The organism is Klebsiella sp. P1927 (assembly GCF_018204675.1).
GTDB classification, from domain to species: Bacteria; Pseudomonadota; Gammaproteobacteria; order Enterobacterales; family Enterobacteriaceae; genus Klebsiella; species Klebsiella pneumoniae.
Map to the genome: position 1 here is coordinate 3,999,434 of NZ_CP073377.1, position 18,478 is coordinate 4,017,911.

Genomic DNA, 18,478 nt, shown 5'->3' on the forward strand with positions numbered 1-18,478 from the left:
CTTGTCGTGTCACAAAGACTAGCTACGAGGATGCCGCAACAGCTTCTTTAGATATTGCTGCAACAGCATCGCATCATGGTCGTTGACCGGTGGACAGGGGGTCACCTGGTCAATCGCCTGTTCAATATCCTGAATCAATGCCTGCTGGGCATCATGCTCCATATGGCGCAATAATGCGGTGACCACGATCTCCAGCGCTTCAACCTGCACCGTCAGTTCCTTTGCTTCTTCTTCCTTTTGCGCCAGTTTAACCAGTAACTCAGCAATGAGATTCTTCATAGCACCAGTTCCTTATGCGAGGCCTGTTTTGATTGGGATGTCATACGCGATGACGGACCTCAGAATTACTTAAATTAAGAATCATCGCAACACCCAATATACAGCGAAACGTTTTACCACAATAAAATACCACTATAAATAGTATTGTTTAATCATGACCGGGGTTGCTTATAACCAGATTGCCTGGAAAATAATAAAATGGAATAGCGTTCACGCCATGACGATAACAAAAAGTAATAGTAAATCCGCTGAGGCGAATAATGCTGACGGTATCGCGATAAATACCGTCAGCAGAGGTTCAGGCGTTAGCCCGGCGGGTTTGGCGCAGCATCCACGCCAGCTGCCAGAGGTTAATGAAAACGATAATGGCGGTGGCAATAAACACCCAGCGGAAGCCGGCCATGGCTGACACAGAGGCGCCAATTAGCGGCCCGGCGACGTTGCCCAGATACATAAACGACTGGTTATAGCCAAAGATACGCCCGGTGACGCTGTCGCTGCTGTACTTCAGCAATAAGGTCTGCACCGCCGGGAGCATCGCGCCATCGGCAAAGCCGAGCAGAAAACGCAGCGTACCCAATTGCAGCGGGGTGGTGACAAAGGACATGGCGAAGAACATCACCACCGCGCAGCAGAGCGTCGCCAGCAGGATCCGCGAGGTGCCGATGCGGTCGCCAAGCTTACCCAACCGTGGCGCAGAAATCAGTGCCGACACGCCGGGCACCGCGGCGATCATCCCGGCCAGAAAAGCGATATTGTTGCTGTCCGGCGCCATCGACTTAATAAACAGCGCCAGAATCGGGCCGATTGAGCCGTTGCACAATTGGATCACCAGGGTGGTGAAGAACAGGCTGATCACCAGCCCCGGATAGGGCAAAGAGGCAAAGACTTGTTTCCCGGTGAGACGCTCGCTTTTGCTGACCTGCGGGCGAACGCCCTCTTTAATCAGAAACAGGGTCACCAGAAAACTGATGGTCAGCAGGATCGCCGTAATAAAAAAGACCATCCGCAGCCCGACGTGGTCCGCCAGGAAACCGCCCAGCAGCGGACCGCCGATCACCCCGCTAATTTGCGCCGTCGACAGCGTGCTTAGCGCCCAGCCGCTGCGCTCGCGCGGCACCTGGGAGGCCACCAGCGCCATGGCGTTGGGAATATAACCGGAGGTTAAGCCCATGATCGCCCGCAGGATAAACAGCTGCCAGACGTTGGTGGCGAAAGCCTGCAGTAAAATGGCAATCGCCATCCCCAACGAGGCGCGCAGCAGCATGAGCTTGCGGCCTTTACGGTCCGCCAGGCTTCCCCACATTGGCGAGACGATCGCCGAGACAAGAAAAGTGACGCTGAAGGTCAGCCCCGACCACATCGATAGCGCTTCATGCGAGGTGACGCCGAGCTGGGAGACGTAGAGGGGTAAAAAGGGGAGAATTTGACTGATCGCCAGGCCGGTAAAAAAGCAACCAAACCAGACGGAGATGAGATTAACCTTCCAGGATTCCATAACTACGCGTATTCATTAATGATTTGCCAATTATTATCTAGCTTAGCAATTTCATCCCACTGGTGTACTACCATAGATGCGCTGGCGGTGAGTTTGGTGTTTTATGGCTGCGGATGAGAGCCTGACGAAGCATTTTCTGGTCATTTAGGCTGCTCATAGCGCTTTATGCTCAAAAGCAGAAGCCCTGCCCGCGCATGCCGAAATGAAAATGGTTGGCGTGAGCCGCGTTGTACTCTGGCCCCAGCGCGTTACCGAAGTAATGGCAACTGCTGCTCAACAGCGCCGCCAGCCAGGGGCGCGAAGTCTCGCTCCGCCAGCCCTGCAGGACGCTAACGCGTCTACCGTCCGCCAGACGGAAACCGCTGACGTCCAGCGCGTCCGCCGTGGCGTGTTCACTGCGCCGCGCCTGTTGACGATGGTAAATATTGCGGCAGGCAAAGCTGCCGAGATGATCGATCTGACGCAGATCGCTCGCCATCAGCTGCCGGGTCAGCGGCTTCGCCTGCTGCTCGATGTACAGCGCACTGCTCAGCGCCAGCGGGCAGCTGGCGAGAAAACTACTGCTCAGCTGCACCGAGCCAAAATTCGCCACCCGCACCACGTTACGCAGAGGGCAGCTTCCCTCGCTGTCGGCCACCGGCCGGCTGGCGATAAGCCGCCGGCGATTGGCTTCCGCCAGCAAGGAGGCGCACTGGTCTGCCGTCAGCCTGCGCAGCTTAAACGACGTCAGCCAGCCCGGGGGATCGTCCAGCGCCAGCGGCGCCAGCGGATTCAGGTGCGGCGGCAGATTGCGGTATCCCAACAGGCCCGCGCCGAGCAGCCCGGCCAGCACCAGCAGCGTCTTTCCTCTCACGCCCACTCCCGTCAATTGATCAGGTAAATATTATGGCAGCCAGGCAGCGGTTTCACATGGTATGTTATGCCCTTTGATGTTATCTGGATGGAAGTTGAAATGGCAAAGATGAGGGTTGGGATCGTTTTTGGCGGCAAGTCGGCGGAGCATGAAGTGTCGCTGCAGTCAGCGAAGAATATCGTGGAAGCGATTGATAAATCGCGCTTCGATGTGGTTCTGTTGGGTATTGATAAACAGGGGCTGTGGCATATCAACGACGCCGGCAACTACCTGCTCAACGCACAGGATCCTGCCCGCATTGCCCTGCGCCCTTCCACGGTGACTCTGGCGCAGATCCCGGGCCGCGAAGCGCAGCAGCTGATTAACGCCGAAAGCGGCCAACCGCTGGCGGCCATCGATGTGATTTTCCCGATCGTCCACGGCACGCTGGGTGAAGATGGCTCCCTGCAGGGGATGCTGCGCATGGCGAATCTGCCGTTCGTCGGCTCCGATGTGCTGGGCTCTGCGGCCTGTATGGACAAAGACGTGACCAAACGTCTGCTGCGCGACGCCGGGCTCGCCGTCGCCCCGTTTATCACACTCACCCGCGCCAACCGCGCGCAGTTCAGCTTTGCCGATGTCGAAGCGAAGCTTGGCCTGCCGCTGTTCGTTAAGCCGGCTAATCAGGGCTCGTCGGTTGGCGTCAGCAAAGTTAAAAACGAAGAGCAGTACCATCAGGCGGTGGCCCTGGCCTTCGAATTTGACCATAAAGTGGTGGTGGAGCAAGGCATTAAAGGGCGGGAAATTGAGTGTGCGGTGCTGGGTAACGACCACCCGCAGGCCAGCACCTGCGGTGAAATCGTCCTCAACAGCGAGTTTTACGCCTACGACACCAAGTATATCGACGATCAGGGCGCACAGGTGGTAGTCCCGGCCGCTATCGCCCCTGAGATCAACGACAAAATTCGCGCTATCGCGGTGCAGGCCTACCAGACCCTGGGCTGCAGCGGCATGGCTCGTGTCGACGTGTTCCTCACCGCCGACAACGAGGTGGTGATCAACGAGATCAACACCCTGCCGGGCTTTACCAACATCAGCATGTATCCGAAGCTGTGGCAGGCCAGCGGTCTCGACTACACCAGCCTGATCACCCGCCTGATTGAGCTGGCGTTGGAGCGCCATGCCGCGGACCGGGCGCTGAAAACCTCCATGAACTAAAACGCATTTTACCCCGCCTGGCAGCGGCGGCCTCAGGCCTCTTCTGCCGGGCGGCGGCGGATCACAAAGCCCGCAATCCAGAAGCTAATGACCCAGGTGATCAGACCGACGGCGTAGGATTGCCACCCCTGAGTTTCAAACCCCAGCAGCCCCACCACGCCATTAAGAATAAAAATCAACCCCAGCGCCACGGCGTAGTAGTGCCAATCGCGGCGAATTTTATCAGTGAGCTTCATGCGGCCTCCAACAGCAAAAAACGCATCTTCGCATAGCCGCCCGCGGCGGTCTGTAGCGATATGGAGAATGTTGCTGGATTGCGACGCCGCTCTCCCTTTTGTGCTCCTGTGGCGCGGTTAACACAACGGCGAAAACAGGATTATTCCTGGACGGCAATTACCAGCAATCTGATACTGATGATGGCCCCTGACTGCCAGAATACCTGACATAGAGCTGGAGAAAAAACCAGCAGCGCAGATGTGGGAGGGCCTATGGCTGAATTCAGTTTTTCAAAATCGCTTTTGGGAAATAAAAAAAGGGGGGCGCTGACCGGCAGCCATGTCGCCTACGGGCTGTTCGTGTTGATCTGCTGCTGGGCCGGCGCGCAGATGCTCAGCATGCTGATCCACGCCCCGGGGGTATTTGAACGCCTGATGCAAGCCCAGGACGCCAGCCGTCCGCAAGTCGACATCAGCCTCGCCGTGGGTACCCTCTTTGGTCTGATCCCTTTCCTGATCGGCTGCACGTTCATCGGGGTACTGGCGCTTATCGTGCGCTGGCGTCAGCGCCGTTAACGCCGCGCCATACAGTTTGCCCGCCGCTCATCAACCCGTTTCGCAAACCACGCCGTCGTCAGATTTCGGGTGATTTTTGGACTCTCCAGCTGGATCCCTGGCAACATCTCCCGCGGCAGGGTTTTGCCCGTCTTTTTCTCGGCGAGACGGAAAACCTGCTGATAGAGATCGGTCTTCTCAAACGCCAGGCTGTCGCCCTTTTTCAACTGACGATGGATCTCGCTGTCGCTCATCCCCAGCTGGCTCGCCAGGCGACGCACCGCCAGCTCGGTGCTGCCCGGCTCCTCGCTGTCGTAGCGGATAAGGTCGCCGTCGAGCGCCAGTTTTACCCCGCTGGCTTTCACCACCGCGTTCTGGAAGGCGGCGTTACGGCTGGCGTACCAGCCGGCGTTGAAGTCGGCAAAGCGGTACAATGGCGCACTATAACTGGCCGGATAGTTCAGCAGATGATAGGTGCCAAACCACAGGCCACCGCGCAGACTGAAGACCTCCTGGCGCACCGTGCCGTTCATTTTCCACGGGTAGCCGGAGGTGTGCTGCTCGGCAAAAGCAATGCTGACCTGCATCGGCCCCCCGGTGTGCACCGGGTTAAGGGAACCGAACAGCTTCTGCCCCATCGGCACCATCCCGATAAAGTCATCAAAAATGGCGCTCAACTGCTTTTCCGTCTTCACATTGTCCAGACGGTCGCTATAGCTTTTACCGTTTGGCGAGGTGATCTTCAGCGCGGTATGGACCAGAAACGGCGGAATGTGCATTTTTTCCGCCCGGCGGTCAATTTCCTGCCAGGCGATTTTATTCAGCCCCGGCACCACCGGATCGGACTGATAGTTAGACTCTTGCTGCGCGACCGCCAGCACCGAGCAGACGTTTTCTTCCGTCGGCGCCAGCTTCTGGCTGTCAAACGCGGTGGCGATGGCTTGCGCCCAGGCCTCCCGATCCTTGACGCTGGCCGGCATTTTCTGCCGCACCACCGACGCCACGTCAACAGGCTTCTCGCCCTCTTTCAGCGCCGGAGCCTGCTGGCTGGTACAGGCGCTCAGCGCCATGGCCGCCAGCAGCGTCAATGAAACGGGAATAATGCGCGATAAACGTGCGGCCATTATGCTTCCTTGTCTTGATTAACGTAATGTCGGGATCGCTTCCTGCAGCGGTTTGCCGTCCAGCTCGCGTTCAAAACTGCGCAGACGTTTGTAGATGGACATCAGTTCCACCAGCGTTGTCCACGAGCTGATCAGGTACTGGAACGAGCCGCGCACCTGGCCGAAGACGTTGGTAATTTGCGTCATCAGCCCGAGGGTAATCGTACCGGCAACGATCGACGGAAACAGCAGGAAAAGGCCGAAAACGTTATCCACCTGCAGATAGAGGATGCGGGCGATATTGAAATACATATAGTGGAAATAGAGACGGAAATAGTTGCGACGCACCGCGCGGAATAGCTCGCGCACCGTCGGCGGCGTGGCGCGAGTTTCATCGTCCTCGCCGTAAACCAGCTCTTTACGATAGGCCGCTTCCACGCGCTGGTTTTTAAACTCCAGGCCCGGCAGCTTAATCCCCACCACCGCCAGCAGGCCGGTACCCATCAGCGACCAGACGATAGCGGCAATCACCAGGCCATACGGCAGATGGCCGACGATAGGCAGGTCGGGAACATGTTCGGAGAGCGTCACCAGCACCGGCAGGAAGGCGATCAGGGTCATCACCGCGTTGATAAAGCTCACGCCCATATCTTCGAGGGTGGAAGCAAAACGCATGGTATCTTCCTGCACACGCTGCGCGGCGCCTTCGATATGGCGCAGATGCTGCCAGTGGGCCATATAGTGCTCGTTCATCGCCGTGCGCCAGCGGAAGACGTAGTGGCTGACGAAGAAGTTGTTCATCACGCCAATAATCACCGCGATGATCGCGATGCCGAGAAAGACGCCGATTTCCTGATAAAACTGGTTGATGCTGACCTTATGCGGGGTGGCCAGCGCGCTCTGGATCAGGTCGTAGAACGGCGCATACCAGGCGTTGATCGCCACCCCGACTTCCACCAGAAACCAGGTGACGAAGATGATGAGCGAGGTGCCGAGAATCGACCAGTACTGCCAGCGGTGCGGGCAGTAGACAAACCAGAACAGCGCGAACACGCCGACGCAAAACAGATAGTAAGCGTAGAACACCAGATAGTTGAGCGACCAGAAGCGCGCCGCGCTGATCGCCACATTTTGCGATGCCCCGGTGACCCGCAGCAGCCAGTCGCCGCCGCCCGCCTGCCAAAAGATCACGGCCAGCAACGACCAGATAAAGGCAGAAATAAAAAACGGCCCCGGTTTGGGGAAAAAAGATTTAAACATCATTGTCTCCTGCTAACTTCTTATCGTTCTGCTATTGCTGTGTACGACGCATACGTCGGCCGCCGCGTGGATGAGCCCTCGCGGGACAGACGAATGATAAGACCGGATATCAACAGCTTAGTTCTGCTGCCATGCGTGCAGAATTGTTTCTGTGGGTTTCACCTGTAAAGGATTGCCAGGAATGGTCAGGGTACGCCACACCTCATTGTAGTGGGCGATAAGCGTCGCGGCCTGCGCGGCGGGGCGGTCGGCGGTGGTGTGGGCATCTTCCGCGATAACAATAACGTACCCGCGGCTGGCGCCATTTTTAATGGTGGTATCGAGGCAGTAGTCGGTGGCGCAGCCGCAGATGACGAACTGCTGAATGTCGTGTTCGTCCAGCACCTGCGCCAGCGAGGTGTGATAGAAGGCATCGCAGGCGGTTTTGGTGACATACAGCGCGCCAGCCGGCTGCTCCAGCTCAGGAAGCAGGGCGAAGCCTTCGCTGCCGGCTTCGAGGCCGCCGGCTTCATCATGCTGAATGAAAATAACCTTGTCCGCCGCGCGCACCAGACGATTAATTTGCGCGACGCAGCGCTCGCGCGCCAGACGCGGCGTGGCGAACACGCCGTTTTGCATATCCACGACCATCACTACCCGTTGAGCCGTCATTGTTCTCTCCCACGAACCTTCAGCCAAACGGTCATCATACGCGCCGGCGAAAAAAGCCGGTATCCGAAAGCGTAAAAAAGTCTTTTTTACGCACCGTTACCTTTTTCCTGCAGGAATGTCGTGAATCCCGCTTTGTTCTGCGCCACTTCGTAGTATAAATACCCTCTTCTTTTTATTTATTTAATGGATGATCTCCGTTGAAACGTAGTTTGCTCATTTTTGCTGCGCTGTGCGCGGCGTCGTGGACCTCGGTGCAGGCCGCACAGCCTACCGTTGACCCGGTTTTCGCCTCGGATGTGGTCGATCGTTACGCCAATCATATCTACTACGGCAGCGGCGCCACCGGCATGGCGCTGGTGGTTATCGATGGCAATCAGCGTGTTTTTCGCAGCTTTGGCGAAACCCGCCCGGGGAATAATCAGCACCCGCAGCTCGACTCGGTGATCCGTATCGCCTCCCTCAGCAAACTGATGACCAGCGAGATGCTGGTGAAGCTGCTCGACCAGGGGGTGGTGAAACTCAACGATCCGCTGAGTAAATACGCCCCGCCGGGCGCCCGGGTGCCTGACTGGCAGGGAAAACCAATCACCCTGGTGAATCTCGCGACCCATACCAGCGCCCTGCCGCGCGAGCAGCCTGGTGGCGCCGCTCATCGTCCGGTGTTTGTCTGGCCGACCCGCCAGCAGCGCTGGAACTGGCTCTCTACCGCGACCCTGAAAGCCGCGCCGGGCTCGCAGGCGGCCTACTCCAACCTGGCCTTCGATTTACTGGCAGACGCGCTCGCCACCGCCGCCGGCAAACCGTATCCGCAGCTGTTTGAAGAGCAGATCACCCGGCCGCTGGGGATGAAGGACACCACCTTTACCCCGTCACCGGATCAGTGCCAGCGGCTGATGATCCCGGAAAAAGGCGCCAGCCCATGCAACAACACCCTGGCGGCGATCGGCAGCGGCGGAGTCTACTCGACGCCGGGGGATATGATGCGCTGGATGCAGCAGTTCCTGTCATCCGATTTCTATACCCGCAGCCAGCAGGCCGACCGGATGCAGACGCTGATTTATCAGCGTAACCAGCTGACCCGGGTGATTGGTATGGACGTGCCGGGCCGCGCCGACGCGCTGGGCCTCGGCTGGGTGTATATGAAGCCGAAGAACGGCCATCCGGGGATTATTCAGAAAACCGGCGGCGGCGGCGGGTTTATCACCTATATGGCGATGAATCCGCAGGCTAACGTTGGCGCCTTTGTGGTGGTAACCCGCTCGCCGTTGACCCGCTTCAACAATATGAGCGATGGCATCAACGACCTGGTCAGCGAGCTGAGCGGCGCACAGCCCAACATGCAGACGGCCAGCCAGTAAGCCCGGGGAAGGTTTCGCCGATGCGCCATAACGATCGTTTTGGCGAAACATCCCGCTGCCATTTCAGTTACACTATCGTCTTTCATTTCACAAAATCAGGCAAACCATGACAGATTTAATCACTCGCCCCCGCCGCCTGCGTCAATCCGCTGCGCTGCGCGCCCTGTTTGAAGAGACAACACTGAGTTTGAACGACCTGGTGTTGCCGATCTTTGTTGAAGAAGAAATTGATGATTACAAAGCGATCGAGGCCATGCCCGGCGTGATGCGCATTCCGGAAAAATATCTGGCGCGCGAGATCGAACGCATCGCCAACGCCGGGATCCGCTCGGTGATGACCTTTGGTATTTCTCATCACACCGATGCCACCGGCAGCGATACCTGGAATGAAAATGGTCTGGTGGCGCGTATGTCGCGGATTTGTAAGTCCACGGTGCCGGAGATGATCGTCATGTCCGATACCTGCTTCTGCGAATATACCTCCCACGGCCACTGCGGCGTGCTGTGCGACCACGGGGTGGATAACGACGCGACCCTGGAAAACCTCGGCAAACAGGCCGTTGTCGCCGCCGCCGCGGGGGCGGATTTCATCGCTCCTTCCGCCGCGATGGACGGACAGGTGCAGGCGATTCGCCGCTCGCTGGACGCCGCCGGCTTCACCAATACGGCGATCATGTCCTACTCGACCAAGTTCGCTTCTTCCTTCTACGGTCCGTTCCGCGAAGCGGCCGGTACCGCGCTGAAGGGCGATCGGAAAACCTATCAGATGAGCCCGATGAACCGCCGGGAGGCCATTCGCGAGTCGCTGCTCGATGAAGCCCAGGGCGCCGACTGCCTGATGGTGAAACCGGCTGGCGCCTACCTGGATATTCTGCGCGATATCCGCGAACGCAGCGATCTGCCGCTCGGCGCCTATCAGGTCAGCGGGGAGTACGCGATGATCAAATTTGCTGCCCAGGCGGGCGCTATCGATGAAGAGAAAGTGGTTCTGGAAAGCCTCGGCGCTATCAAACGCGCAGGCGCCGACCTGATCTTCAGCTATTTCGCCCTCGATCTGGCCGAGAAAAAGATCCTCCGTTAAACCCGCCCCTCCCCGGTGGCGCTGCGCTTACCGGGGCCCGCAGGCCTATCACGAATGTAGGCCAGGTCAGGCGCAGTCGCCACCCGGCACAAAAACGGCTCCCTACTCGTAGCCATTGCCCGGCGGCGCTGACGCTTGCGCGGGCCTACGAGATTGCCGGGCCCGCAGTCCCATCCCGCATGTAGGCCGGGTCAGGCACAGCCGCCACCCGGCACAAAAACGGCTCCCTACCCGTCGTCTCCCCCGCTGCGACCGAAACTTCACCCAACTGTAATCTGAACGACATCTCCACCTTCTACTGTCTGGGCAGGACGGAGGAGGAGCCACTATGTTTAGTCTCGACAACGTACTCGATGACCTGTGGCCTCAGGCGAGGCCCGCCCCCTGGCAAAAGAAACTGTTAAAAAAGCTATTTTATGAGGAAGAGTTTCAACAATTTGCCGACCGTCACCGCCACCTGAAGGGGCTTGATACGGTCGAACAGGTGCTGGAATACCTCAATATCCGCTGCGCCATCCCGGCGCACGATCTCGAACAAATCCCCGAATATGGCCCGCTGGTCATTATCGCCAACCACCCCACCGGCACCCTCGACGGCCTGGCGCTCCTGTATGCGGTATCCCGCGTGCGCCGCGATGTCAAAGTGGTCACCAACCGCATGCTCACCCACCTTGAGCCCCTGAGCTCGCTGTTTATCCCGGTAGATAATATTCATGGCCGCACCGCTAAAGCGGCGCTGCAGCAGATGGACCAGCAGCTGCAGGCCGGCGGGGTGCTGATCTTCTTCCCGGCGGGGGAAGTCTCCCGCCTCACCCGTCGCGGCATCCGCGATAAAAAATGGCACTCCGGCTTTATTAAGCTGGCGGCAAAATACCGTGCCCCGCTGCTGCCGGCGTGGATTAACGCCCGCAACAGCGCCCTGTTTTACGCCAGCACGCTGATATCAGACAACCTGCCGCTGCTCCTGCTGATGCAGCAGATGTTTCGCCGGCGCAACAGCAGCCTGCCGGTGCGTATCGGCCAGCAGATCCCCTGGTCGAACTGGTTCGATGCGCAGTCCAGCGCTCGCGAGCTTACCGGCCGCTGCTATCAGCACCTTGAACAGCTGCGCAAAGGGCTGCCGGGGCGGTTTAAAACCGAAAGCGCTATCGCCCGTCCGGAAGACCGGGCGCTGCTCAAACGCGAACTGCACAAGGCCGAATGCCTGGGCCGCACCGCCGATGGCAAAGCGATTTACCTCTGGCAGCGCAACGGCCAGGAGGACGCGCCGCTGCTGCGCGAGCTGGGACGCCTGCGGGAAATCGCCTTCCGCGCGGTCGGGGAAGGCAGCGGCAAACGGCGGGATATCGACGGGTATGACGACGACTATCTGCATCTGATCCTGTGGGATGAAGAAGACCTCGAGATCGTCGGCGCTTACCGCTTTATGCCGACGGCCATCCAGCTGGCAAAGCGCGGCCTGGAGGGGATCTACAGTTACAGTCTGTTCCATTACGACGGGCGGATGGACGATGTCCTGCAGCACGGCATTGAACTGGGGCGCAGCTTTATCCAGCCGCGCTACTGGGGGCGTCGCGGGCTGGACTACCTGTGGTCCGGCATCGGCGCTTATCTGGCGCGCTATCCGCACTATCGCTATCTGTTTGGTCCGGTGTCGATTTCTGGCGGATTGCCGCCCGCCGCCCGCGATCTGCTGGTGGCATTCTACCGGCTGTGGTTCCCGGCGACGCATCCGCTGGCGGAGTCGCGTCGACCTTATCCGGCGTCGCTGCCCGACGTGCTGGCGCAGTTTGGCGGGGAGGATTACAACGACGACCTGGCCCGGCTGAAGTCCCTGCTCGGCAACCTCGGCTGCGCGATCCCCCCGCTGTATAAGCAGTACTCGGAAGTGTGCGAGCCGGGCGGCGTGCAGTTTATCGATTTCGGCAGCGACCCGGATTTCAATAACTGCGTGGATGGTCTGGTGCTGGTGGATTTGACCTATCTGAAAGCGAACCGCTATCAGCGCTATATTGGCGCGCATCTGGGTGCGCAAAAATCGGCATAAACGCTTTTTCCCGGCTTGCGGCGCGTTGCGCCTTAGCCGGGCTACCGTTTCCGACGGATCGGTAGCCCGGAAAAGGCGCGTCAGGCGACGCCTCCGGAAAGCAGCGGGCAATGTTCTCCGCGGCTCGCGGCTGATGCCTTAACCGGCTACAAGCCTTACCCCGCCCGGTAATACGGCTTATCGCCGAGGATCGTCGCCCGGTGCATGATCCGCCGCTGCGGCAGATAGTCGGCGTTGGCGTAATGCTGGGTCACCCGGTTATCCCAGATAGCGACATCGTTCGGCTGCCAGCGCCAGCGCACCTGAAACTCCGGTTTAGTGACATGAGCAAACAGGAAGTTCAGCAGCGCTGCGCTCTCTTTCTCACTCACCTCGACAATTCGCGTGGTAAAGCCTTCATTAACGAACAGCGCCTGCTTGCCGGTCACCGGGTGGGTACGTACTACCGGATGCAGCAGCGGCGGATGCTTCGCCACCGCTTCCTGCCAGCGCCGATGCTCGGCTTCGGTCTTGTTGTACTTATACTCCTGGAACGATTTGCGGAAATCGTGTTCGGCATGCAGGCCGCTCAGCAGCTGCCGGAAAGGTTCTGACAGCGCTTCCCAGGCGGCGATGCCGCTGGTCCACAGGGTGTCCCCGCCGGTCATCGGCAGCTCTTTCGCCGCCAGAATGGCGCCGGCGGGCGGCGTGTCGATAAAGGTGACATCGGTATGCCAGTTGTCATTATCCGGCGGATTATCGTTGTGGGTATCGAGGACGATAATCTCCTCCACACCTGGGGCATGAGGGTAGACCGGATGGATATGCAGGTCGCCAAACCGCAGCGCCAGGTCGCGCTGTTGCGCCGGGGTGATATTCTGCTCGCGCAGGAATACCACCTGATGACGCAGCACCGCGTGATACAGCTGTTCAAACTGGTTGTCGCTCAGCGGACGGGTTAAATCCGCCCCGCTCACCTGCGCGCCAATATACGGCCCCAGCGGGGTAATGCTCAGACGTTCACTCATTGTACTTCTCCATGCCAGGGCGTCAGGCGCCGCTGCAGCGCGCGCAGACCCAGTTCCAGTAAAAAGGCGATAATGGCAATCACCGCGATCCCCGCCAGCACCACATCGGTGGCGAGAAACTCGCCGGCAGACTGCACCATAAATCCTAATCCGCGGGTGGCGGCGATCAGCTCAGCGGCCACCAGCGTTGACCAGCCCACCCCGAGACCAATGCGCAGTCCGGTGAGGATCTCCGGCAGCGCGCCGGGCAGGATCACCAGCCACAGCACCTGCGCCCGGCTGGCGCCAAGCGAACGGGCAGCGCGAATCCGCACCTGCTGCGCGCTTTTTACCCCTGCCAGCGCCGACATGGCTACCGGCGCGAAAATCGCCAGGTAGATCAGCAGGATCTTCGAGGTTTCACCGATGCCAAACCAGATCACCATCAGCGGTAAGTAGGCCAGCGGCGGCACCGGACGATAGAGTTCGATCAGCGGGTCGAGGATCCCGCGCACCGTCGAGTTGAGCCCCATGGCGATCCCCACCGGTACGCCAATAAGCACTGCCGCCAACAGGGCGATAACGATCCGCGTCAGGCTCGCCGCCAGGTGCTGCCAGAGCGTCGCATCCATAAAGCCCTGCGGCCCGGCGATGGTGATAAGCTTCTGCAGCACCTGGCCCGGCGGCGGCAGAAACAGCGGGCTAATCAGCTGCAACGCCGCGACCGCCCACCAGACGGCCAGCAGCACCGCCAGGGTCGCCACGCTGAGGGTGAGCTCACGGGAGAGCGGCCAGCGCCACTTCAGCGTCGACTGACGCGGTTTGTCGTTCAGTACCACGCTCATGAGAAAGCCTCCCGTTGGTCAAACACCCGGCTCAGAATGTATTCCCGCTGTTCAATAAAGCGCGGGTCGGATTTGATGCTGCGGCAGGATTCGCCCGCGACAAAGCGACGGCTGAAATCAAGCGGCAGCCTCTCCACCACCCGTCCCGGCCCCGGCGACAGCAGCACCAGCTCGGTCGCCATGAAGATGGCCTCTTCAATATCATGGGTGATCAGCAGCACCTGTTTGCCGGTCTCATGCCACAGTTTCAGCAGCAGCGTCTGCATCTGCTCGCGGGTAAAGGCGTCAAGCGCGCCGAAGGGCTCATCCAGCAGCAACAGCTGCGGATTCGCCGCCAGCGCCCGGGCGATGCCCACCCGCTGGCGTTGACCGCCGGACAGTTGCCAGATAAAGCGCTTTTCCGCCCCTTCGAGCCCCACCTTCTTCAGCATCTGCGCCGCCGCTTGCCGGCGCTGCGCTTTATCCACGCCCGCCAGCTGGAGGCCCAGCGCCACGTTATCCTGCACATTGCGCCACGGCAGCAGACCTTCGTTCTGGAAGACCACCCCGCGCTCTGCGCCCGGCCCGGCCACCCGCTGACCTTCGAGGGTGATGCTGCCGTGCTGATAGGGCACGAATCCGGCAATCAGGTTCAGCAGGGTAGTTTTACCGCAGCCCGAAGGCCCCAGCACCACCAACAGCTCCCCACTCTCCAGCGTCAGGTTGATATCCGCCAGCGCCGGTTTACCGCCGTAGTCGGCGGAAAGATGCGAGATTTGCAGCATCGCCGCCTCCTTTACTTCACAAAGCGGTCAGTAACGTACTGACGATAATCGGTTCCCGCCGCAGGCACTTTGCCCTGCTCTTTCAGGAAGCGCGCGGTATCGACGATGGCCTGATTGACCGGCCCGTTCAGCGCCTGCGCCTGCTCAGCGGCGGTGAGATAGGTATTGCCCTTCACCAGACCGGGGACATCGGCTTCCGGCACGCCGCTCAGGCGCGCCAGCTTGCTGATGTTGTCCGGCTGTTTCAGCCATGCCTCCGGGTTGGCGATGTAGGGCTGCTGGGCGTCGATGGCGCTTTTAGCAAACGCTTTGACGATCTCCGGATGCTGCTCGGCGAAGTCCTTACGGACCACCCAGACGTCAAGGGTCGGCGCGCCCCACTCCCCAACCTGAGAAGAATCGGTCAGCACCTTGCCCTCTTTTTCCAGTTCGTTAACCGCTGGCGCCCAGACGTAAGCGCCATCGATATCCCCGCGCTGCCAGGCGGCGATAATCGCCGGCGGCTGCAGGTTAATAATCTGTACCTGGCCCGGCTTGATGCCCCAGTGTTTGAGCGCCGACAGCAGGCTGTAGTGGGTGGTGGAGATAAACGGCACGGCGATGCGCTTGCCGATCAGATCTTCCGGTTTGGTAATGCTTTTCTTCACCACCAGCGCTTCGGAGTTGCCGAGCTTTGAGGCAAGCAGGAACACTTCAATCGGCACCTGCTGGCTGGCGGCCACCGCCAACGGGCTGGAGCCAATATTACCGATCTGCACATCGCCGGAGGCCAGGGCGCGTACCACGCTGGCGCCGCTGTCAAATTTCCGCCAGTCGACGGTCGCCCCGCTGGTTTTGGCGAAGGTGTTGTCCGCCTGGGCGACTTTCGCCGGCTCAGCGGAGGTTTGATACGCCACGGTAACGTTGACCGCCTGCGCCTGGAAGGCGGCGACAGCCAGCGCCGCCAGAAGAGTAATTCGCGATGTGAATGCCATAATGTCTGCTTCCCCTGAGTTGTTATAGGTGCAGTATTTCCGGCATCAGGATGGAGATGAAGTAATTAAAAATTCTGGCTAATAGCGAATCGTTTTTAGAACAAAAGCGGGAAAGGATAGTTGGTTTTGTGCGGTGAGTTAGTGGCAGATGGTTGGCGCCGGGCGGCGGCTACGCCTTACCCAGCATCCGTTTCGCGCAATATGTAGGCCGGGTAAGCGCAGCGCCACCCGGCAAAAAACTTAGCGCTTCGCGTTAAGCGCGGCGATGTCCTTCGGCGTGGTGCGGCAGCAGCCGCCGATCAGCTTCGCCCCGGCCGCCAGCCACTGCGGCAGATAATCCGCCAGGCTGGCGCAGGCTTCGCCATGATGGTGCCAGGTCTTGCTCACCGCATCATAATGTTCGCCGGAGTTAGGATAGACCACCAGCGGCAGGGCCGTCAGGCTGTGCAAATGCGCCAGCGCCGCGGGCGTATTTTCCAGCGCGATACAGTTGATCCCCACCGCCACCACCTGCGGGTTATCCGCCAGGGCGGCCATCACCTCGCGCAGCGGCGTGCCGTCGCTGAGATGTTCGGCGTCGCGCAGCGTGAAGGAGTACCAGGCGCGGGCGCGGGGATACTCCTGCAGCAGGGCCGCCAGGGCCTGGATCTCAGCGAATGACGGCAGGGTTTCACAGGCCAGCAGGTCGGCGCCGGCATCCAGCAGCGCTTCGACGCGCGGGCGGTGGAAGGCCTGGAACTCTGCCGCGCTGCGCTGATAATCGCCGCGATACTCCGAGCCGTCGGCGAGAAACGCGCCATACGGCCCCACCGAACCGGCCACCAGCAGCGTACCGGCCTGCGGGTTCTCGGCGAGGTACGCCTCGCGCGCTTTGCGCGCCAGCTCGACGCTTTTGCCGATTAGCGCCCGGGACTGCGCCTCATCCAGCCCGCGCGCGGCAAAGCCCGCCGGAGTGGCCTGATAGCTGGCGGTGATCGCCACCTGCGCCCCGGCGCGAAAGTAGTCAAGATGCACATCGCGGATCAGCTGCGGGTTCTCCAGCAGCACTTTCGCCGACCACAGGCTGTCGGCCAGATCGCAGCCGCGGGCCTCCAGCTCGGTGGCCATGGCGCCGTCCAGCAGCACGAAAGGCTGGGCGGCAAGCAGGGCGGTAAACGGATTAGTCTGCGACATGTTGGGGCTCCTGAGTCATATTCCGTGAACGAGTAAGATACCAGGCACCATAGCACAGGGCCACAAAGGGGATCCCGCACCACAGCGCAATTCTCTGGCTCGGGTCAAAAGCGAGGCCCACGCAGGCCACCAGGCACAGCACAAAGCCCAGAACGGGCACCACCGGATACCAGGGAGCGCGATACTGGAGATCGCTCAGCGCCTTACCCTGCTGCAGATGGCGGCGGCGGAACATAAAGTGCGAGGCGCAGATGCTCAACCACACCGCCACCACCGCAAAACCGGAGATCGCCGACAGCGCGACAAACACCGTATCTGGCGCCACCACGCTGGAGAACAGCGCCAGCACGCCGCCCAGCATACTCACCGACAGGGCGGTCACCGGCACGCCCCGTTTATTGACTTTGGCAAAGCAGGCCGGCAGCGTCTTCTCGTTCGACAGCGACCACAGCATCCGCCCGGAAGCGTACAGGCCGGAGTTAGCCGCCGACAGGATCGCCGTCAGGATCACGAAGTTGAACATGTCCGCCGCATAAGGGATGCCCACCTTCTCAAACACCAGCACGAAGGGGCTTTTCTCCACTCCCGCCTGCTGCATCGGGATCAGCGCCGCCAGCACAAACACGGTGCCGATAAAGAAAATAATCAGCCGGGCGATGGTGGTGCGGATGGCAACCGGAATAACTTTATGCGGGTTTTCCGTCTCTCCGGCGGCAATGCCGATAAGCTCCGTCCCGGAGAAGGCGAAGTTCACCGCCACCATGGTCATCAGGATCGGCAGGCCGCCGTGCGGGAACCAGCCTTCGGCGGTGATATTGCGCAGGCCCGGCGCCGGCGAGCCATCCTGCATCGGAATGATGCCGAAAATGGCCGCGCCGCCGAGAATAATAAACGCGACGATGGTGATCACTTTCACCAGCGAGAACCAGAACTCGCCTTCGGCGAAGAAGCGCGTCGAAATGATGTTAAGGCCGAAGATCACTGCGCAGAACACCACGCACCAGATCCAGACCGGCACCTGCGGGAACCAGTACTGCATGCAGAATCCCGCCGCGGTGAAGCTCGACCCCAGCGCCACCGTCCACGTTAGCCAGTAGAGCCACGCCACGGTATAGCCCGTCGCCGGGCCAAGATAGCGCGCCGCGTAAACGTGGAAGGCGCCGGTCTCAGGCATCGCCACCGACAGTTCGCCAAGGCACTGCATCACCAGCCAGACCACCAGGGCGCCAATCAGATACGCCAGCAGCGTCCCGGCCGCGCCGGTGGTGGAGATGATATAGCCGGTATTGAAGAATAAGCCGGTGCCAATCACGCCGCCGAGCGACAGCATGATCAGATGGCGCGTTTTCATGGTGCGCTTCAGCTGCCCACCTTGTTGTTGTGTTGTGCTTTGCATTTTATTTTCTCACGCCAGCCCGCTTGCCCGGGTCATGATGCGTATAAACGTATAGACATCTAAACATCCAAAAGAAGAAGTGTTATACCGTGCCGCCGCTGAAAAAGCAAAGCCGCTGCACCAGCGCGCGCGCCGACAGCGTGCAGCCTGCCCCATTTTTGCGCAGCGCCAGCGGGCGCGCCACGGACTGACGCCTTATCGCGGCAGGCAACGTTCTGGCACTCTCTTTGCAGCCTGTCGTTC

General features: G+C 60.0%; 19 protein-coding genes. 5 read left to right on the plus strand and 14 right to left on the minus strand.

The annotated features are described in order from the left end of the window. Positions 1–18: 18 nt before the first annotated feature. From iraP to KB892_RS20160, 3 genes are all read right to left on the minus strand, one after another. A complete protein-coding gene (iraP, locus tag KB892_RS20150; protein WP_002890221.1) occupies positions 19–279 on the minus strand; it encodes an anti-adapter protein IraP in 261 nt (86 codons plus the stop codon). 298 nt (positions 280–577) lie between these two features. Continuing rightward, a complete protein-coding gene (locus KB892_RS20155) occupies positions 578–1,777 on the minus strand; it encodes a multidrug efflux MFS transporter (RefSeq protein ID WP_002890219.1) in 1,200 nt (399 codons plus the stop codon). A 169-nt stretch (positions 1,778–1,946) separates the two neighbouring features. Beyond that, on the minus strand, positions 1,947–2,630 hold the full coding sequence (locus KB892_RS20160) for an extensin-like domain-containing protein (protein ID WP_004151347.1): 684 nt from the start codon (positions 2,628–2,630) through the stop codon (positions 1,947–1,949). A 99-nt stretch (positions 2,631–2,729) separates the two neighbouring features. On the opposite strand from KB892_RS20160, the gene ddlA reads away from it, so the two are divergent. Next, positions 2,730–3,827, plus strand: coding sequence for a D-alanine--D-alanine ligase (gene ddlA, locus KB892_RS20165; RefSeq protein WP_004151348.1), 1,098 nt, complete (start codon positions 2,730–2,732; stop codon positions 3,825–3,827). A gap of 32 nt (positions 3,828–3,859) precedes the next feature. On the opposite strand, the gene KB892_RS20170 is transcribed toward ddlA, so the two are convergent. Further along, positions 3,860–4,063, minus strand: a complete 204-nt coding sequence (locus KB892_RS20170; RefSeq protein ID WP_002890215.1) for a DUF2754 family protein — start codon at positions 4,061–4,063, stop codon at positions 3,860–3,862. Between the two features lie 252 nt (positions 4,064–4,315). On the opposite strand from KB892_RS20170, the gene KB892_RS20175 reads away from it, so the two are divergent. Then, positions 4,316–4,618: a YaiY family protein gene (locus tag KB892_RS20175; protein WP_002890210.1), complete on the plus strand. Its 303-nt coding sequence runs from the start codon at positions 4,316–4,318 to the stop codon at positions 4,616–4,618. On the opposite strand, the gene KB892_RS20180 is transcribed toward KB892_RS20175, so the two are convergent. The 3 genes from KB892_RS20180 to KB892_RS20190 all read right to left on the minus strand — a co-directional run bounded on the left by KB892_RS20180 (position 4,615) and on the right by KB892_RS20190 (position 7,590). Next, positions 4,615–5,721 (minus strand): DUF1615 domain-containing protein, encoded by a 1,107-nt coding sequence (locus KB892_RS20180; RefSeq protein WP_002890207.1) that lies wholly within the window; start codon positions 5,719–5,721, stop codon positions 4,615–4,617. The two genes, KB892_RS20175 and KB892_RS20180, sit on opposite strands and share 4 nt — an antisense overlap. A gap of 18 nt (positions 5,722–5,739) precedes the next feature. Next, complete coding sequence (gene sbmA, locus KB892_RS20185) at positions 5,740–6,960, minus strand: peptide antibiotic transporter SbmA (protein WP_002890204.1); 1,221 nt, start codon at positions 6,958–6,960, stop codon at positions 5,740–5,742. Positions 6,961–7,077: 117 nt separating this feature from the next. After that, on the minus strand, positions 7,078–7,590 hold the full coding sequence (locus KB892_RS20190; RefSeq protein ID WP_004151349.1) for an isochorismatase family protein: 513 nt from the start codon (positions 7,588–7,590) through the stop codon (positions 7,078–7,080). Positions 7,591–7,808: 218 nt separating this feature from the next. Between KB892_RS20190 and ampH the strand changes: the two genes are divergently transcribed. The 3 genes from ampH (at position 7,809) to KB892_RS20205 (ending at position 12,097) form a co-directional block, all read left to right on the plus strand. Further along, positions 7,809–8,969 carry a D-alanyl-D-alanine-carboxypeptidase/endopeptidase AmpH gene (gene ampH / locus KB892_RS20195; protein WP_004151350.1) on the plus strand — a complete coding sequence of 387 codons (1,161 nt, stop codon included), beginning with the start codon at positions 7,809–7,811 and terminating at the stop codon, positions 8,967–8,969. Between the two features lie 106 nt (positions 8,970–9,075). After that, the gene (hemB, locus tag KB892_RS20200) at positions 9,076–10,050 is read left to right on the plus strand and encodes a porphobilinogen synthase (protein WP_002890201.1); all 975 of its coding nucleotides are present in this window, start codon (positions 9,076–9,078) and stop codon (positions 10,048–10,050) included. 328 nt (positions 10,051–10,378) lie between these two features. Beyond that, positions 10,379–12,097, plus strand: a complete 1,719-nt coding sequence (locus tag KB892_RS20205) for a bifunctional ornithine lipid synthase OlsF (protein WP_004151351.1) — start codon at positions 10,379–10,381, stop codon at positions 12,095–12,097. A gap of 155 nt (positions 12,098–12,252) precedes the next feature. Here the strand turns inward: KB892_RS20205 and tauD are convergent, their stop codons facing one another. The 7 genes from tauD to KB892_RS20240 all read right to left on the minus strand — a co-directional run bounded on the left by tauD (position 12,253) and on the right by KB892_RS20240 (position 18,446). Continuing rightward, entirely contained in the window at positions 12,253–13,104 is an 852-nt protein-coding gene (gene tauD, locus KB892_RS20210) for a taurine dioxygenase (RefSeq protein WP_002890197.1), read from the minus strand. Further along, positions 13,101–13,928: a taurine ABC transporter permease TauC gene (tauC, locus tag KB892_RS20215; protein WP_002890196.1), complete on the minus strand. Its 828-nt coding sequence runs from the start codon at positions 13,926–13,928 to the stop codon at positions 13,101–13,103. Before tauC ends, tauD begins: the two co-directional genes overlap by 4 nt. Further along, on the minus strand, positions 13,925–14,692 hold the full coding sequence (tauB, locus tag KB892_RS20220) for a taurine ABC transporter ATP-binding subunit (protein ID WP_002890194.1): 768 nt from the start codon (positions 14,690–14,692) through the stop codon (positions 13,925–13,927). The genes tauC and tauB overlap by 4 nt, the downstream gene beginning before the upstream one ends. 11 nt (positions 14,693–14,703) lie before the next feature. Further along, entirely contained in the window at positions 14,704–15,666 is a 963-nt protein-coding gene (tauA, locus tag KB892_RS20225; protein ID WP_002890192.1) for a taurine ABC transporter substrate-binding protein, read from the minus strand. Positions 15,667–15,906: 240 nt separating this feature from the next. Continuing rightward, positions 15,907–16,839: a homocysteine S-methyltransferase gene (mmuM, locus tag KB892_RS20230; protein ID WP_004144601.1), complete on the minus strand. Its 933-nt coding sequence runs from the start codon at positions 16,837–16,839 to the stop codon at positions 15,907–15,909. Beyond that, positions 16,826–18,235: an S-methylmethionine permease gene (mmuP, locus tag KB892_RS20235; RefSeq protein ID WP_002890161.1), complete on the minus strand. Its 1,410-nt coding sequence runs from the start codon at positions 18,233–18,235 to the stop codon at positions 16,826–16,828. The genes mmuM and mmuP overlap by 14 nt, the downstream gene beginning before the upstream one ends. An 82-nt stretch (positions 18,236–18,317) precedes the next feature. After that, positions 18,318–18,446 (minus strand): hypothetical protein, encoded by a 129-nt coding sequence (locus KB892_RS20240; protein WP_004217023.1) that lies wholly within the window; start codon positions 18,444–18,446, stop codon positions 18,318–18,320. Positions 18,447–18,478: the final 32 nt, after the last annotated feature.

Excerpts from the sequence above, each read along its gene's own strand:
- mmuP (WP_002890161.1), bottom strand. The coding sequence starts at position 18,235 with ATGCAAAGCACAACACAACAACAAGGTGGGCAGCTGAAGCGCACCATG.
- ddlA (WP_004151348.1), top strand. The coding sequence starts at position 2,730 with ATGGCAAAGATGAGGGTTGGGATCGTTTTTGGCGGCAAGTCGGCGGAG.
- sbmA (WP_002890204.1), bottom strand. The coding sequence starts at position 6,960 with ATGTTTAAATCTTTTTTCCCCAAACCGGGGCCGTTTTTTATTTCTGCC.
- KB892_RS20180 (WP_002890207.1), bottom strand. The coding sequence starts at position 5,721 with ATGGCCGCACGTTTATCGCGCATTATTCCCGTTTCATTGACGCTGCTG.
- hemB (WP_002890201.1), top strand. The coding sequence starts at position 9,076 with ATGACAGATTTAATCACTCGCCCCCGCCGCCTGCGTCAATCCGCTGCG.
- tauA (WP_002890192.1), bottom strand. The coding sequence starts at position 15,666 with ATGGCATTCACATCGCGAATTACTCTTCTGGCGGCGCTGGCTGTCGCC.
- tauB (WP_002890194.1), bottom strand. The coding sequence starts at position 14,692 with ATGCTGCAAATCTCGCATCTTTCCGCCGACTACGGCGGTAAACCGGCG.
- KB892_RS20155 (WP_002890219.1), bottom strand. The coding sequence starts at position 1,777 with ATGGAATCCTGGAAGGTTAATCTCATCTCCGTCTGGTTTGGTTGCTTT.
- KB892_RS20205 (WP_004151351.1), top strand. The coding sequence starts at position 10,379 with ATGTTTAGTCTCGACAACGTACTCGATGACCTGTGGCCTCAGGCGAGG.
- iraP (WP_002890221.1), bottom strand. The coding sequence starts at position 279 with ATGAAGAATCTCATTGCTGAGTTACTGGTTAAACTGGCGCAAAAGGAA.
- mmuM (WP_004144601.1), bottom strand. The coding sequence starts at position 16,839 with ATGTCGCAGACTAATCCGTTTACCGCCCTGCTTGCCGCCCAGCCTTTC.
- tauC (WP_002890196.1), bottom strand. The coding sequence starts at position 13,928 with ATGAGCGTGGTACTGAACGACAAACCGCGTCAGTCGACGCTGAAGTGG.
- KB892_RS20170 (WP_002890215.1), bottom strand. The coding sequence starts at position 4,063 with ATGAAGCTCACTGATAAAATTCGCCGCGATTGGCACTACTACGCCGTG.
- KB892_RS20175 (WP_002890210.1), top strand. The coding sequence starts at position 4,316 with ATGGCTGAATTCAGTTTTTCAAAATCGCTTTTGGGAAATAAAAAAAGG.
- KB892_RS20190 (WP_004151349.1), bottom strand. The coding sequence starts at position 7,590 with ATGGTCGTGGATATGCAAAACGGCGTGTTCGCCACGCCGCGTCTGGCG.
- tauD (WP_002890197.1), bottom strand. The coding sequence starts at position 13,104 with ATGAGTGAACGTCTGAGCATTACCCCGCTGGGGCCGTATATTGGCGCG.